At 35.5% G+C, this 15,400-nt stretch carries 18 protein-coding genes and 7 pseudogenes; 10 read left to right on the forward strand and 15 right to left on the reverse strand.

Features of this window, described 5'->3' with window-relative positions; genetic code table 11:
• Positions 1-3 precede the first annotated feature (3 nt).
• The 12 genes and pseudogenes from MKX65_RS26830 to MKX65_RS26880 all read right to left on the reverse strand — a co-directional run bounded on the left by MKX65_RS26830 (position 4) and on the right by MKX65_RS26880 (position 8,954).
• Positions 4-843: an SPL family radical SAM protein gene (locus MKX65_RS26830; RefSeq protein ID WP_340906907.1), complete on the reverse strand. Its 840-nt coding sequence runs from the start codon at positions 841-843 to the stop codon at positions 4-6.
• Between the two features lie 64 nt (positions 844-907).
• Positions 908-1,516 carry an ABC transporter permease gene (locus MKX65_RS26835; RefSeq protein WP_340906908.1) on the reverse strand — a complete coding sequence of 203 codons (609 nt, stop codon included), beginning with the start codon at positions 1,514-1,516 and terminating at the stop codon, positions 908-910.
• Positions 1,513-2,283, reverse strand: a complete 771-nt coding sequence (locus tag MKX65_RS26840) for an ABC transporter ATP-binding protein (protein ID WP_340906910.1) — start codon at positions 2,281-2,283, stop codon at positions 1,513-1,515. The genes MKX65_RS26835 and MKX65_RS26840 overlap by 4 nt, the downstream gene beginning before the upstream one ends.
• 19 nt (positions 2,284-2,302) lie before the next feature.
• Positions 2,303-3,214 (reverse strand): glycine betaine ABC transporter substrate-binding protein, encoded by a 912-nt coding sequence (locus tag MKX65_RS26845; RefSeq protein WP_340906911.1) that lies wholly within the window; start codon positions 3,212-3,214, stop codon positions 2,303-2,305.
• Positions 3,215-3,228: 14 nt separating this feature from the next.
• Positions 3,229-3,882 carry an ABC transporter permease gene (locus MKX65_RS26850; RefSeq protein WP_340906913.1) on the reverse strand — a complete coding sequence of 218 codons (654 nt, stop codon included), beginning with the start codon at positions 3,880-3,882 and terminating at the stop codon, positions 3,229-3,231.
• A gap of 31 nt (positions 3,883-3,913) precedes the next feature.
• Entirely contained in the window at positions 3,914-4,882 is a 969-nt protein-coding gene (locus MKX65_RS26855; RefSeq protein WP_340906914.1) for a zinc-binding alcohol dehydrogenase family protein, read from the reverse strand.
• 303 nt (positions 4,883-5,185) lie between these two features.
• On the reverse strand, positions 5,186-5,629 hold the full coding sequence (locus MKX65_RS26860; protein ID WP_340906915.1) for a MarR family winged helix-turn-helix transcriptional regulator: 444 nt from the start codon (positions 5,627-5,629) through the stop codon (positions 5,186-5,188).
• Between the two features lie 631 nt (positions 5,630-6,260).
• Entirely contained in the window at positions 6,261-6,731 is a 471-nt protein-coding gene (locus tag MKX65_RS26865) for a DUF7878 domain-containing protein (protein WP_340906916.1), read from the reverse strand.
• A pseudogene (locus MKX65_RS27260) lies at positions 6,707-6,820 on the reverse strand (SAR2788 family putative toxin); the annotation flags it as partial. The pseudogene MKX65_RS27260 and the gene MKX65_RS26865, both read right to left, overlap by 25 nt.
• 148 nt (positions 6,821-6,968) lie before the next feature.
• On the reverse strand, positions 6,969-7,385 hold the full coding sequence (locus tag MKX65_RS26870) for a DUF4279 domain-containing protein (protein WP_340906918.1): 417 nt from the start codon (positions 7,383-7,385) through the stop codon (positions 6,969-6,971).
• A gap of 15 nt (positions 7,386-7,400) precedes the next feature.
• Positions 7,401-8,108, reverse strand: a complete 708-nt coding sequence (locus MKX65_RS26875; protein WP_340906920.1) for an SAR2788 family putative toxin — start codon at positions 8,106-8,108, stop codon at positions 7,401-7,403.
• 12 nt (positions 8,109-8,120) lie between these two features.
• Positions 8,121-8,954: a S8 family peptidase gene (locus tag MKX65_RS26880; RefSeq protein ID WP_340906923.1), complete on the reverse strand. Its 834-nt coding sequence runs from the start codon at positions 8,952-8,954 to the stop codon at positions 8,121-8,123.
• A gap of 286 nt (positions 8,955-9,240) precedes the next feature.
• Here MKX65_RS26880 and MKX65_RS26885 point away from each other — a divergent pair.
• From MKX65_RS26885 to MKX65_RS27270, 4 pseudogenes are all read left to right on the forward strand, one after another.
• Positions 9,241-9,366: pseudogene (locus MKX65_RS26885) on the forward strand (helix-turn-helix domain-containing protein); the annotation flags it as partial.
• Between the two features lie 74 nt (positions 9,367-9,440).
• Positions 9,441-11,002 (forward strand): annotated as a pseudogene (locus MKX65_RS26890) (IS3 family transposase).
• Between the two features lie 187 nt (positions 11,003-11,189).
• Positions 11,190-11,651 (forward strand): annotated as a pseudogene (locus MKX65_RS27265) (IS21 family transposase); the annotation flags it as partial.
• A pseudogene (locus MKX65_RS27270) lies at positions 11,649-11,982 on the forward strand (transposase); the annotation flags it as partial. The pseudogenes MKX65_RS27265 and MKX65_RS27270, both read left to right, overlap by 3 nt.
• A 391-nt stretch (positions 11,983-12,373) precedes the next feature.
• Here MKX65_RS27270 and MKX65_RS26900 read toward each other — a convergent pair.
• Positions 12,374-12,552, reverse strand: a pseudogene (locus MKX65_RS26900) (L-lactate dehydrogenase); the annotation flags it as partial.
• Between the two features lie 184 nt (positions 12,553-12,736).
• Between MKX65_RS26900 and MKX65_RS26905 the strand changes: the two are divergent.
• The 6 genes and pseudogenes from MKX65_RS26905 to MKX65_RS27290 form a co-directional block, all read left to right on the forward strand.
• Positions 12,737-13,093, forward strand: a complete 357-nt coding sequence (locus MKX65_RS26905; protein WP_340906926.1) for a hypothetical protein — start codon at positions 12,737-12,739, stop codon at positions 13,091-13,093.
• A 17-nt stretch (positions 13,094-13,110) separates the two neighbouring features.
• Complete coding sequence (locus MKX65_RS26910; protein WP_340906927.1) at positions 13,111-13,848, forward strand: Mrp/NBP35 family ATP-binding protein; 738 nt, start codon at positions 13,111-13,113, stop codon at positions 13,846-13,848.
• A gap of 80 nt (positions 13,849-13,928) precedes the next feature.
• Positions 13,929-14,114, forward strand: a complete 186-nt coding sequence (locus tag MKX65_RS27275; protein WP_445677967.1) for a hypothetical protein — start codon at positions 13,929-13,931, stop codon at positions 14,112-14,114.
• A gap of 45 nt (positions 14,115-14,159) precedes the next feature.
• Entirely contained in the window at positions 14,160-14,246 is an 87-nt protein-coding gene (locus MKX65_RS27280) for a hypothetical protein (protein WP_445677974.1), read from the forward strand.
• Positions 14,247-14,280: 34 nt separating this feature from the next.
• A complete protein-coding gene (locus MKX65_RS27285) occupies positions 14,281-14,436 on the forward strand; it encodes a hypothetical protein (protein ID WP_445677968.1) in 156 nt (51 codons plus the stop codon).
• A pseudogene (locus MKX65_RS27290) lies at positions 14,396-14,779 on the forward strand (DDE-type integrase/transposase/recombinase); the annotation flags it as partial. The gene MKX65_RS27285 and the pseudogene MKX65_RS27290, both read left to right, overlap by 41 nt.
• A gap of 52 nt (positions 14,780-14,831) precedes the next feature.
• Here the strand turns inward: MKX65_RS27290 and MKX65_RS26920 are convergent.
• On the reverse strand, positions 14,832-15,182 hold the full coding sequence (locus MKX65_RS26920) for a globin domain-containing protein (protein ID WP_340906928.1): 351 nt from the start codon (positions 15,180-15,182) through the stop codon (positions 14,832-14,834).
• Positions 15,183-15,200: 18 nt separating this feature from the next.
• A complete protein-coding gene (locus tag MKX65_RS26925) occupies positions 15,201-15,395 on the reverse strand; it encodes a hypothetical protein (protein ID WP_340906929.1) in 195 nt (64 codons plus the stop codon).
• Positions 15,396-15,400 lie beyond the last annotated feature (5 nt).

Below are 15,400 nucleotides of genomic sequence, written 5' to 3' on the forward strand. Positions count from 1 at the left end.
AATTTAGTTTTTATGTGGAAATGCTTCTTGCTTAGAAACTCGAACCATATCTCTAGGAAAGTATTTCTGAAAATATTTCTCCACTCTGGCATGTATATCCGAACGGTACCATTCTGATAGTTCATGCTCATCAAATAGGTCAGGCATACCTAGCCTTTCTGAACGTTTTCCCATAGAACCATCTCCAATACTAAGGGTGTCAATCCAAATATGGTCCACCATCCCTTCCAATAATTTGGGAAATTCAGGTGTAAATGGCAAAACAGGGGAAATTGAGGCCTGTGTGGGTATTCCTGCATCATGAATTTGTTTTAGAGCTTTTAACCGTAATCGGATTCCTGGCGCATACGGAGCAAAGATTCGCTTTATATCCTCTCTATCAGTCTCGATGGTCATCGACACTAAGACTCTACACTTTTCTTTTAGTTTTACTAACAGTTCGAGGTCCCTTATGATAAGTAGTCCTCTAGTTTGAATTTGAAGGAAATCAGGAGGATTTTCGATCATTTCTTCTAATATCCCCCTGGTAATTCGAGCCTTCCGTTCAATGGGCTGATATGGATCCGTTGCAGAAGCCATGAAGATATTTATTGGAGCTTCTTTCTTACGAAGTTTGATGATTTCTTTTCTGTAATTCTCTGCGGCATTTGATTTTATGTCCAGCCAATCTCCCCATGGCATTTCTTTGAACTTTTGTATAGGCATTTCTCTTACGTAGCAGTATTTACAAGCAAATGCACAACCACTATACGGATTTAAAGAATGGGTAAATCCAATATCCAAGTAACCCTTTGCTTCAGTAAGGATTTTTCTAGAAGTAATTTTGTTTATGATTATATCCATCTTTGCTCATTTCTCCTTTTACTACTACCTTTACAAATTAGAGAAAAGCACCTTTTTATGATTCTTAGATTCTTTTTTCCATTCTACTTAATAAGTCATTGGAACCAACTGCTAGAAACGCTGCTAATAAACTGCCCCACAAGATCTTATCCGTATTTACTGTTCTAAGGCCATCAAATAAAATATTTCCTAACCCACCTGCATTGATGGTAGCAGCAATCGTTGCAATTCCTATCGTAGAGACAGTTGCCAGACGAATACCTGTAAATATGGCTTTCTTCGATAATGGAAGTTTAATTTTAAACAATACCTGCATATTGCTCATCCCTATTCCAACTGCTGCTTCAGTGATGGTGGGATCCACTTCATCCAATCCAGTCATAAAATTTCGTAATAATAGATACTGATTGTATATGACTAAAACAATGATAGCCGTTATTTGTCCTAAGCCTGTTATAGGGATTAACAAAGCAAAAGCTGCTAGACTAGGAATGGAATAAATAACGGAAAACGAATAAATGACCATTTTAGATAGTACTCTTGAATGGACACAGAGAATGGTCAAAATAGATGCTACTACTAATGAAATTAATAAAGTAACGCTCACAATGACCATATGTTCTAATAAGGCACTTCCTAGTTTATCTGGATAATTGATAGCATATTCTATCAAAGCAACCCCTCCCAGAAACTCTCCTGGTTTCTTGACGATGTAATGAGAGAAGAAACAAAGTCATTTGCAGGATTAGCTACAATATTTCTTGGTGTATCAAACTGACATACCCTTCCATTGTTCATAATAATAACCTTTGTCCCCAATTTGAACGCCTCGTTAATATCATGGGTTACAAGTAGGAAAGTCTTTTTCAATCCCCCGTGAATTCGTAAAAGTTCATCCTGTAGATTCAACCGAGTAATCGCATCAATGGCTCCAAAAGGTTCATCCAATAGCATGATATTTGGATGAATAGCCAATGCTCTTGCCAGTCCGACCCTTTGTTGTTGTCCTCCTGATAATTGGGATGGGTATCTATCTTTAAACTCGCTTGGTTCTAGTCCTACAAGAGTTAACAATTCATTTATTCTCTCTACTGTATCCCGTTTACTCCATTTTAATAGTTTTGGAACGGTAGCAATATTTTCGGCTATAGTTAAGTGAGGGAATAATCCTACTTGCTGAATAACGTACCCTATTTCCCTTCTTAACATAACTGGATTTACATTTGAAATGTCTTCATTAAATAACTTTATAGAACCACTATCAGGATCATATAACCGATTAATCATTTTTAACAAAGTCGTTTTTCCAGACCCTGATGAACCTAATATTGTGATAAACTCCCCCTCTTCTATGGTGAGGCTAACATGATCGACCGCATTAGAAGTGGCATGTTTAAATTTTTTTCTTACGTTCGTCATTTCAATTGCTACTTGAGCCATAATTTCCCTCCAGAATCAATTATTTGATTGATTCATAATACTCTTTTGCTACTTCTTCATATTCTTCTTTATCAACATCAACTTTGGCATTTAATGCTGTTATGGTTTTTGTATCAAGTGTGGCACTTACCTTATTTATGACATCTGCAATTTCTGGATTTGCTTCCAATACTTGATTGCGGATAACAGGAGCTAAATTATAAGGTGGCCATACTCTCTTATCATCTTCTAATAGAGTAAATTCATCTGTATTTACTAATTGACCCTCTGTGGTATAGGCAGGAGCTACATCTGCTTCATTGTTTCTTAATACTTCATATTTCAATCCATTATCGTAAACCTTGGAAGATTTCCAATCAAATTTCCCATAAACCTTTTCTAACGCAGGAATGCCATCCTCTCTTTGATCCACTTCTCCTTGTGAAGCAAATCTTAGTTTACTAGCGTGTTTCTGTAAATCTGTAATTGTTGTAATTCCATACTTTTTTGATATATCTGTTCGAATAACTAAACCTGCACCATCATTAGCTTGAGAATAATCTAACCAAGTCACATCAAACTGCTTATCATATTCCGTTTTTACCGTTTTATAAACTTCCTCTGGATCAGTAATTAAATCCTTTTTTAAAATGGTTAATAGTCCTGTACCCGTATATTCAGGATACATATCTATTTCATCATTGATAAGTGATGTATGAATCACAGAACCAGCAATATTCGGAACTCGTTCGACCTCATAACCTGCATCTTCAAGTGCTAAGGAATATAATTCTCCTGCGATTAAGTTTTCTGTAAAATCTTTTGTTCCTACACGTATGGTTTTTTCTCCACTACCAATACTGCCTCCCTCACTATTGCCACAAGCAACTAATCCGAGTGTTAAAGCAATCCCAATAATTCCGACAAGAAATTTTTTCATTCCTATTTCCATTTTTCATCCCCCTATTATTTAACATATTTGAATTTCAATAGACTTCTTTCGATAATATCTAGAAAGACCCCCGCTAAAATAGAAACCATTCCAACAGAGACTCCACCGACGATAAGCAAATCCATACGATTTAAACCTAAGCCAGTAAAAATAATTCCACCAAGCCCACCTGCGCCTATCTTTGCTGCCAGTGTGGGACTGGCAATAACTTCAATCATTGCCATTTTTACACCAGCTAAGATTAAAGGCATAGCTAAAGGAAATGTAACCCTCCTTAACACCTGCTTATTTGACATGCCCAAACCATGAGCCGTTTCTAACATAAATCCTGGAACCTCTTTTATACCAACTATGGTATTCATTAAGATAGGAGGGATAGCTAACAAAGTTAGAGCAATGATTGCAGGTTTAATTCCCGTGCCAATGATCGGAACGAATAAAAATAAAATAGCTAAGCTTGGTATAATTCTTAATACCTGAAAGATTGAAATAAAGTATTTCTCCATGAATCTATGCTTGGCACATAAGTACCCTCCTGGAATTCCAATCATCATTGCAATGATCAATGTCAATATACTAATCTCTAGATGTTCTCTTAAAGCAATTAGAAAAGTCTCAAAATTACCATTAAAGTAATCTATTATTTGAAACCATATATTACTATTCAATATTACCCTCCCCTTAACTAACACAGTTTGTTTAAGGATTCACAATTACTATTTTGCCATTGGCACTATTACTTTCCATAAGGAGGTGAGCCTGGCTAATTTCCTCTAAGGTAAACACCTTTGCAATAGGTACTTCAATTTGATGCTGGTCAATATGTTGAAATAAATCCGTTAGCAATGTCTTCTTAAAATTTACTCCGCTGTCAAACTGGGTGAAATATCTACCAGAAGGAATATCTATCATAGGTTCAAAATGATTCAATTCCCATTCGTTTCCTAAAAGTCCTGCCATACAAAGAACACCTTTTTCTCCAAGCAATCTCAATGAATCCTTTAAAGTGACCGTACCAACTAGTTCTAATATTTTGTTTACACCATGAGGAAAAGAGGCGTGTAGTTGGTGTTGCATACATCCGTCATCCAATAAGACAATGTCAGCACCATATTGTTTTAGCAATTCCACCTTTTCTTTATTTCGGGTGGTGGAAATAACCGTCGTTCCGATACTTTTGGCTAGCTGTAATGCAGCCAATCCTACCGAACTGGTACCTCCCCGTATGAGAAGGGTGTCCCCTCTTGTTAGCATTAACACATCAAATAACGAGGCATAAGCTGTATAGTACATTTCTGGAATAGCCGCTAGTTTTACCCAGTCCATTTTATTGTTGATTGGGTAAATTTGAGTGGAAGGAATAAGTGCATATTCCGCATATCCTCCATCAAATTCACGTCCAAGCCCTCCCATTAATGAAACAACCCTCTGTCCGTTTTTGAATGAACTATCGGAGGGATCAGCAATTTCTCCCGCGCATTCTATACCAATTATTCGTGGTAACTTCACAGATGGTGAGTGACCTTGTCTCGTATAGATTTCGGAACGGTTAATTCCAAAGGCTTTTATTTTCACCAAAACCCAACCTGATTTTGCTTTTGGCAATGGCACTTCTCGTACAAGTAATTCCTGAGCAGTACAAGCTTTTTCTAATACAACAGCTTTCACTTGTATGGACTCCTTTCAATTTTGAACTTTATCATTACATTTGATTTTCGGATGAGGTCAATGGTCTAGGCTTCCTAACAAGTACTACATAGACGAGGACAGCCAGAAAACTAGAAATAAGATAATTCCGAAAGGCATAGCGAAATATTCACCAGTTATTCCGACAAGAGGACCAGTAATGGCAACCAATACAGTAGGGCTAACACCTTTTCTTTAAATTCCATACATGTCACTCCCTATATTACATAGACATCTATGTATCCGATAAAAAATATAGACGTCTATGTAATAATCTAAAAAAATTTAAAAACTTTTTAATATTCTATCTAGCAATTGTTCCAATTGCTCCTTTTCAGAAACAGATAAACTGCCGTAAATTACTTGGTTTAATTTCCTAGAAACATCCTTAAAAATAGGTTCCAATTGTTTACCCATTTCAGTAAGTGTGATAATTGTTACTCTACTATCCTCCTGATTTTTTCTTTTTTCTACATAACCCAATTTTACTAACTTATCAATCAGAACAGTTACTGTTGGTTGAGTGCGATGAATTTTCTCCGCCAGCTCCTTTACGGATAATCCATTTTTCTTGTAGAGACACATTAATATATCACCATGAGAAGGGGCTATACCTTCCACTCCATGCTTCTCAATCTCCGACAGAATTAACTTGTTGGCTGCGTCTCTTATTTTCCCAATCTTTGAAGCTGCATCATATTTTATCATGATAATATTATATATAGACATCTATGTGATTTCAAGTTAAAACTTCAGCTTCTTTGACTTAACATTTGCTAGATATACCAAAACTTTGTGAAAAAATGTTCTTAAACAATACTGCCCCGTTTGTTCAATAAGGATGTTTACAAAGGGGCATTAGTGTTAATAGAAGTTTTGCGAAGATATTTATAACAATAGAAAACGTCTCACCCCAGTGTTACCAACGGTTTGAGACGTTTTCTATTCTGTCGACAATTAGCGTTAAAAGGTTACATGCGATCGATCCCCTTTCATTATTAGGGGGATTTTTTTACATGAACTCATTATAGATCTCTTTCCGAGCATGGTCAAACAACTTTGCATACACACGAGTAGTCTGCATTTTATCAGGGAGCAGTTCAAGAGTCTTTGTGGGTTAAACTTCATATGTATCTCCACAAACAGGATTCTATTTAGTACTGCTACCTTCCGATACCGATACATTTTCACATCTCTGTCTTGGCCTGTTTATATAATAATAAATATAAGGACTAATTATTATTCTCCCTTCCTTAAAAATAAATATCAACAAATCCATTATTTTTAAACAAAAGTAATAGTGACAATGACAAAAAGCCCTAATTTCTGGTTATCATTAGTGCTTTCTAAACGATATCTTCTATAAATTTTTTAAAGGAACTTTCCCTATAAATGTTTGTAACCGAACAGAGAAGTGTTTCTCAATATCATTGCCGAGTCTTTCTTTTAGTTTGATTAACTCATTAACAATATAATCTAATTCAAATACATTATAAACTTTATTAACTTCCCAGATTGTTTTTAACCTTGCACTACTTCCGAAAGGTATTAATGATATAATCGGTTCACCTTCATCGAATTCCAAAGAATAAAATTTAAATTCTTGACTGTAATTCCCTTTATTTATTAACTGCTCCCATCTTAACAGGTATAAATAAAACTCTAGCAAGGCAATGTCCTCTTGGAAATAAAGTGTATTATTAATTTTAATCGTTAATATCCCCTCGATTCTTAAAGCTACAGAGGGTGAATTTTTTAACTCATTAGGTATTGAATTACCATCACTTGTAAACTGGTAAGTTAATTCTACTTTACTGGATAACTTGTCCATATTATGCCATCATACCCTATCACTATTTTAATTTTTGTTTCACCAGCAGTGCCAATTTTTCTACCAAGATTAACTGTTTTTACATCCGAATACTAAGGTGATAAGAATAAGATCTTTCGATTAGAATATTGAATAATCTGTAAATTGAAATTATATGTGCACTAGTTGGTTAACATGTGAAAACCAGTTCGAACAAAAAACCCGCCTATAGGCAGGTTTCTGTTCTTAGTAGAGAATTTATTTATAGTCATAAACCGAATAATTTAAAGAGGCACCTATCTCAGTTAAGTAACATAAATGCTCTTGATTTAAGGACACCACAGGTGAATCATCAGATTCTAAATTTATGACAATATCAAAATATAGTGAAGCTTTATACTGCTGTGTCAGATTCATTATCTCTTCTTTTTTAAGAATTAAATATTTGAAGAATTCTGATATTACCTCCGTACCATCAGAATTATGGGATGTATCCGATTTTATAACAGCTGAACTATCTACACGTGCAGATTCTTCATATTCTGGATGTTGAAGATCTCCGATTTTCCAGGACCGTTTTTTATATAGTCGAACCTTATTTTCAAACTCACTTAAATTAAATTTCTCAGTATCACTACGAAATGTTAGAGTGCAGTATAAATTTGTAGTTCCCATTTAATTCTCCCCCTATTATTTAACTACTTCGTATGTAGGGATTTTCCTTTTTGCACCTTGATTTTCAAAGAGCCATAATCTTCCTGTATCCTTATCTTTATATACATTAAAGTGAGAAACAGGCGTACCACTTGGTACGTATTCGCCTTTAAACTCATGAACATCCCCAACAATTTTCTTTAATTCTTTGTCACCCATTTTTACAGTATTTTTGGGAATTTTCTTTAAAGCATCATCTACATTTAGTTTTTTTGCTTTCGCTGCCAACTTTCCAATTTTCGCCACTAAGATTAATACAGGAATCCACCATACTGATGCACTAATTTCTGTATCACTTACTGTAAATGTTTCATTTGTAACTGTGTTTATTAACAGCCACTCTTCTCCGTCAATTTTAATTTCATAATTTTCATTTTGTTCAATGCCATTCTCATCAACAAAAGTTCCACTTAAGTGGCCTTCGTTTGTTGAGTAATCTAGCGATATTTCAGCTTCAGCTTCAACCTCTGTATCCACCTCAATTTGAAGGTCATGAACTTCATTATAATTGTCATAGCTATTAGATGTAATATCTGTATTATCAAATTCTTCCTCTATCAATTCATCGGTATTAACTATATCTTCTGTAGTCTCTTCCGCTGACGCAAAGTTAGCTGGAACTGTCGAAATAAAGAGAGCGAAAACTATTAATAAAATAAAACTCTTAAAATATTTACGATTCATTGTATCATCCCCTTAGTTTAATTCTTTTAATAATCCAAATCCAAATTTTTCATCCTTTCCCTTCGCACCTAAATCGATTGTATTTTCTTCTATATTCGAGATTAATTCATTATTTGACTTAGGGATTTCTCCTGCCAAGATTAATGCAATTATTTTTCTTGTTGCATTAGCAGTAGCAAAGGAAGTGCCTGAAAAATTTTCTGTTTTACCATTATTATTAATGGCTTCAATATCCATTCCATAATCAACTAAATCAATCTTTCCAGATTCGCTACTAAAAACTTTTTCATTATTGTTTTTTAACGAAGATACAGAAATTACTCCTTTATACCTTGCCGGATAATCTATGAAAAGACCGTGATTATTTCCAGATGATGCAACGACTATTATGTCTTTCTGCAAAGCCTTCTTGATTACATCCTCTAACATTTGATTATCCTTATGTAAACCCAAACTTACATTAATAACGTCTACCGTTTCTTCCATTGCCCATTCAATTCCTGCAATAAGATTTTTTACATCACCTGTTCCTTTTTCATTTAACACTTTTATATCATAAACTTGTATTTTTTCGTTTTGAGGAACATCAATTAGTATTGAGGCAATAGCAGTTCCATGCCCAAAATCATCATTAACATTTGAACTAGAATCAAAAGTATTAAATTCTTTTACAACATTAAAGGAATTTGTTTGTAGGTCATTATTTATTCCACTGTCAAGAATAGCTACTTTAATAATGGAACTATCAGAATTCACTTCAATATTACTTGGTGGTAAGTTGGTTAAGATAAAAAATGTTAGAAGAATTACTAACGTAGATAAAATAATTAATAACGGTTTATTCATTATAATACATTTCCCCCTAATAAAATCACTCCCTTCTACTACTATACAATAATAGTGCTTTTGTATAATATTTACAATCGAATCTCCCCAAAATTTATAACAGTATAAAATATTAATTTCTTTGTAGTCTCGACTCTATATTTCCAATTTTTAAAGTACCGAAAACAACCGTTTTTGGTTATGAAAAAGATATCCTCTGAAAATAGTCAAAAACAATTAAAAGTACATAACCAAAAAACTAATTCTATTCGTTTATTGGAGGGTTATAGTTTTGGAGGACAGGTTAATGTTGTATTTAAAAATCCGTGAACTAAGAGAGAAGAAATTTAAGATTGCACAAATCGCAGCAGAGCTGAAGATATCAAGACCTACGGTCTATAAATCTCTAGAAATGGAGTTTGAGGAGGTTAGAGACCCCCTCTGTTAGGATAGATGTCGTAGGGAACTTTAGTGTATAGTTTAAATCATACACGGAGGTTGATCGACATGAAAAGTAATAATGGTAAACGTTATACAAAGGAAGAGAAAGCATCAATTATTAAGAGAATGATGCCCCCCACTAATGAATCGGTTGGCCAATTAAGTGAAGAGTTGGGCATTACTGAACCCACGCTTTACAAGTGGAGAAAAGAGGCTAGATCATCTGGAAACCCCACACCCGGAGATGGACAAAGTTCTGAACACTGGAGCAGTGAAGATAAGTTTCTCATAGTTATGGAAACATACTCAATGAATGGTGCGGAGCTAGCGGAGTATTGTCGAAAAAAGGGACTTTATAAAGAACAGATTGACGCATGGCGAGATTCATGCCTTAATGCAAATGGGCGAGAATCTAGTCAAACAAAGCAGTTAAATCAAGAATTAAAAGAGGAGAAAAAGCGAGGAAAGGCATTAGAGAAAGATTTGCGTAAAAAAGAAAAAGCATTGGCAGAAGCTGCAGCCTTATTACTATTAAGAAAAAAGGCCCAAGCGATCTGGGGGGACCAAGAGGACGAATGATCAGCCCGTCAGATCGCGCACTAGCAGTAGAACTCATCCAAGAAGCAAACCAAAATGGTGCGCGATTAGCCCCGGCGTGTAAAGAATTGAACATTAGCGTTCGCACCTATGAACGCTGGATTTCAGAAGGTGGAATCAAGGAGGATCAACGCCCTATTGCGTTACGTCCAGAGCCAAAAAATAAATTAACGATAGAGGAAAAACAAGAGATACTGGAGGTTGTTAAAAAAGAGGAATTTGTAGACCTACCGCCTACTCAAATCGTGCCAAAATTAGCAGATCAATGCATTTATATCGCCTCCGAATCTAGCTTTTATAGAGTTCTTCGTGAGCATAAAATGCAAAATCATCGGGGAAGAAGCAAAAAGCCCGAGGGTAGATTACCAGAAAGTCATTTAGCAGTAGCCCCAAACCAGGTATGGACATGGGATATAACGTGGTTAAAAGGGCCGGTGAAAGGCTTGTTTTATCGACTCTACTTAATTATCGATATTTTTAGTAGAAAAATCGTAGGTTGGGAGATTTGGGAGTCAGAGGAGGCAAAACACGCTGAAGATTTAATGAAGAAGACGATTATTAGTGAAAAAATCCAAGGTAAACCACTCGTTTTACATTCCGATAATGGCAGTCCCATGAAAGCCGCAACATTTCAGGTATTACTTGAAAAATTAGGGATCCAAAGCTCTTATTCAAGACCAAGAGTAAGTAATGACAATCCCTATTCTGAAGCAATGTTTCGGACTCTGAAATATCGACCTGAATTCCCGTACAGAGGCTTTGAAACACTTGAGGCTGCACGTGAATGGGCATTAAGATTTGTGAATTGGTATAACTGTATACATTTACACAGTGGTATAAATTTTGTGACGCCAGAACAATGCCATACAGGTGCGCATATTGGGATACTGAAAAAGCGCAAAGAAGTTTATGAACTAGCGAAACAAAAGCATCCAGAACGTTGGACGCGCTCAACTAGAGACTGGAGTGCACATGATTCAGTGGCTTTAAACCCAATAAAGGACAAGATAGAAAAGGATGGAACAAAATAGCCCCACTGCGACTGAGCTTGAACTACCCATTCCCTTCTCATCAAAGAACAGAATGAATTCTGTTCTTTGATGAGAAGACCACCAAGCAAAGCGCGGTAGTTACCCTTACGTTCTTACACTAGTAAACAAGTTAAATGCGACAACTATCTTGACAAACACCGGAGATTATTTAAGTATTTCTTACAGAAAACCAAAGAAACTAGATCAATACAGAGATTGGATTGTGGCTTGGTTGGAAGAATATCCACATTTAAGTGCTTCACAGATAAAAGACTGGCTGTTAGAAAGATATCCTGATATTAGTGTGGGAGATAGTACCGTTCGCTTATATGTAAGTGAGGTTCGGGAAGTTTACCAAATAGAGAAAAAATCATATGTTCGTCAATATGAGGCTATTACTGAACAGCCTATGGGAAAACAGATACAAGTCGATTGGGGAATGACAAAGCAGAAAACAACCGAGAAAAAAGAGGTGAAATTATACTTTATAGCCTTTGTTTTAGCTCACTCACGTTTTAAATACATGGAATGGCAACATAGACCTTTCACAACAAAAGATACCATACGTTGCCATGAAAATGCTTTCCGTTACTTTGGTGGGAGATCAGATGAAATAGTATACGACCAGGATAACTTAATTGCGGTTAATCACCCTAAGAAACTGGTGGCTTTTGCAGGAATTGATCCATGGTCTTTGAATCTGGTACATTCAAAGGTACTTTAAATTGAATTCCAAAAGGGGTTCTAGTAGACTAAGGCATGCGTTGTTTTTGGCTGTTAGAAGTGCCATACGTGATTGTCGTAAAATGAAAACAACAGATGAAATCATCCCTAGAAATAAGTAACTACGAGAGTTTTATGATAAGAAACGTGAAGAAGGAAAACCCTTTAAAGTCGCTGTAATCGCTTGTGCAATTAAACTTTTACACTGGATATATGCACTTTTGAAAAGTAAATCGGCTTTCCAGTGTTTAACCTAGTTAAAATGCATAAAAATAAGTCCAAAACTTTCCAAACAGTGCAGTTGGAAGGTTGTTTGGTATGTGCAAATTTAGTATAGGATGAAGTAGCTTGCGTTAATCCCTCCTCTTAACCTTCAAGCACCGGTCAGGAGTCAGCACCTAAGGAGCTCCTCAAAAGGTAGCTCTATAAAGGCTTCTGCATTAACATGGAAGAAGTTTATTTATTTATTTATTTATGTTAGATATTTGTCAAAAAGAATGGTTGGATACATCAAAAGACTTCTTTACGGGAGCCTTTTGGTTTTTTAAAAATTACAAAGTTCAACTCAATGATAATGCTACAAAGATTAATGAGCTACTTATCTCCTATACAAATTAAGAGAAAATAGCTCTTCTGCTTATTACTTGTTTATTGTTGATTTACAGGACCCATATAGGACTTTAAAACACTAACAGAATGGTCAAATTTTGTTTTTTCTTCTTCGTTCAAATCTAACTCAACAATTTCTCTTATTCCATTTCGATTTATGAAGCTGGTACACCTATATAAATATCATTGTGACCATATGTTCCATCTAAATGGGCTGATTTAATATCAACTAGTAAGAAATCATATAAATTGCAGCCCCTTCAAGATTTTCAAATAGTTAGAGAAGATGCACAACGACCTGGAATACCTTTATGATCTTTGAAACTGATGTACAAATGGATGGTTAATCATTTTTTAAATGGTCAATACTTTTAAAGACTACGTGAAAAGGAGAATGATTTCTTGTTACGAACAACGGTTACATTCTTTGATACAACTAGCTTTGCTTTGGACTCGCCCTTTCTTCGAAGAAAAAGGAAAGATGGCTTCGAGATTTATCTATCAAAGGCGGATAAAATCATTGGACATGTTTTAGAACAGGGTAACGAGATAGTCATTGAGTATTCAAGTGAATTACAATTAGAAGAATATACTATTCTTCACGATGTGATTACACATATTCATATAATTACCAAAGGGACAGTAGATGATTCCAAGAGCTTTCTAGGTTATCTGTCGAATGGTGAACCTGCCTATATCATGACAAATTGGGAAAGTTGGATCCAACATATTCGTTATTCCATGAAACATTGTCAATAAAGGAGAGTGTCTAATAAGTGTTATCAGGGTCAGTTATTTCCGTTATTTCAGGTAAGGGAGGTGTCGGTAAATCTACCGTATCCGCCAATTTAGCCGTCGCCTTAAGAAGGATGGGTATGAACGTTGCGTTAATCGATTTTGATATTTATGGAAGTTCTATCCCTAGTATGATGAATATTAGCCATGGACCCAAATCTATGAATAATAAGATTATCCCCGTTGAATCCCATGGTGTTAAAATTATGTCAATGGGTTTTATTGTTCAAAATAATGATCCTGTCGTATGGAGAGGACCCATGCTTGGAAAAGTGATCGACCAATTTATTAATGAAGTGATTTGGGGAGAATTAGATTATGTTGTTATAGACATGCCTCCTGGAACGGGTGATGTAGCAATGGATGTGAATCGTCTCATTCCATCTTCACACCAAATCCTCGTCACGACACCACACCCTACCGCTTCACATGTGGCTGAGCGAGCTGGAAAAATGGCCTTTCAAAACAACCATAAGATATTAGGAATTGTGGAAAATATGTCTTTCTTTCAACCACCCAATCTAGATATAAAATATTATCTTTTTGGAAGAGGTGGATCCGAACAACTGGCAACTAAATTAGGAACGAATCTAATAGCTCAAATGCCGATTTTCGAACCAAAGGAAGATGATTTTGAACCTTCCATTTTTCGAAAAGGATCCTTACTTTTTGATAAATACACCGATTTAGCAAAAATAGTAGATGAATCTATGGCATAAAACGTAGTAAAAAATCACATCACTTGAACTGCACCCCAATTGTTAGACACACAGCTAACAATTGGAGGTGCAGTTTTTATATGGCTAAATTTAGCATAGAGGAAAAGATCGAAGCAGTTATTCGTTATCAACAAGGAGTGGAGGGGTTAAAATCTATTACGAAATGCATAGTGGTACATAATACAGTCTTATTAAATTGGATTAAACAATATGAACACCATGGTCCGGATGCCTTTATTAAACCCTATACATCATATTCAACATAGTTCCAACTAGACGTACTGAACTATATAGAAGAGACAGGGGCGTCTATAAGGGAAACGACTGCAATATTTAATATTGCATCACATAGTACCATTCTAAAATGGAAAAAAAGTTTTGAAACACATAAAATTTGACGCCCTAATACAAACACAAAAGGGGCGTCCACAAATGAAAAAGGAAACGAATAAACCTCAACCAGTAGAAGAATCAGAAGCAGCATTACGAGCTGAAAATGAGCGTTTACGTATGGAGAATGCTTATTTAAAAAAATTACAAGCCTTACGGGGAGAAGCTATATTTGTCCCCTGTTCTAGATTTATATAACGGAGAAATCCTCGCATATAACATAGAAAAGCGTCCTGTTTATCCACTTGTTTCGAAAATGCTGGACAAAGCTTTAGAGCGTTTAAAAGAGGGTGACACCCCTATCCTCCATTCTGATCAAGGTTGGCATTATCAGATGAAAAAGTATCAACACTCTTTAAAAGAAAATGGGATTATACAGAGCATGTCACGTAAAGGGAATTGCTTAAATAACGCAGTTATGGAGAATTTCAAAGTAGAATTAGAGAATTACATTCACTACTATAACCACAAACGGATTAAGGCAAAATTAAAAGGCATGAGTCCGGTGCAATACCGAACTCATGCCCTAGTAGCTGCCTAAATCCCGTGTCTAACTTTTTGGGTTCAGATCAACTATGATGTGGTTTTTTCATTCAATGCTGTGTGTTCCCTAATACCTCATTCTTATAGCTTAATAAGTGTTCCTTGGCTTTTTGTTTATCTTCCTCTCCAAATCCTTGTGAGTGAAGAGATTGAATAAAATGATCAATCATTGACTCAAAATGCTCTCCATCTATATTCATGTGTTGATGCGCTTTAGAAATTTCTTCTCGACTATACGTTTCATCACCAAATGAATGCGAATAGAATGTACTCGGATGGTGTTCAATTCTTTTTTGATCGAATTGGCTAAAGAACTCTTTTAATTTATCATCAATGGTAATGTGATGAAAAAAATCTTTCACAATGGCTGAAATTTTATCATCGCTGGTTCCCTTGTTCATTATAACCCCCCCTTTAATTTAATGATCCATTACCTTATCAACTTTTCTAAAGAAGATATAAGTAATTATGGTTAAAACAAACATTAACCCTAAGCCTCCAACATAATAAAGCAGCCTTTCAAAATGTCCTGCAAGATATTCCTCAACCATGTATTGAATGAGAATGATCTGAATGGTTAATAAGCTCATAAAAATCCACCAAGTCATCTTCATTTGGC

The organism is Robertmurraya sp. FSL R5-0851, from assembly GCF_038002965.1.
GTDB classification, from domain to species: domain Bacteria; phylum Bacillota; class Bacilli; order Bacillales; family Cytobacillaceae; genus Robertmurraya_A; species Robertmurraya_A beringensis.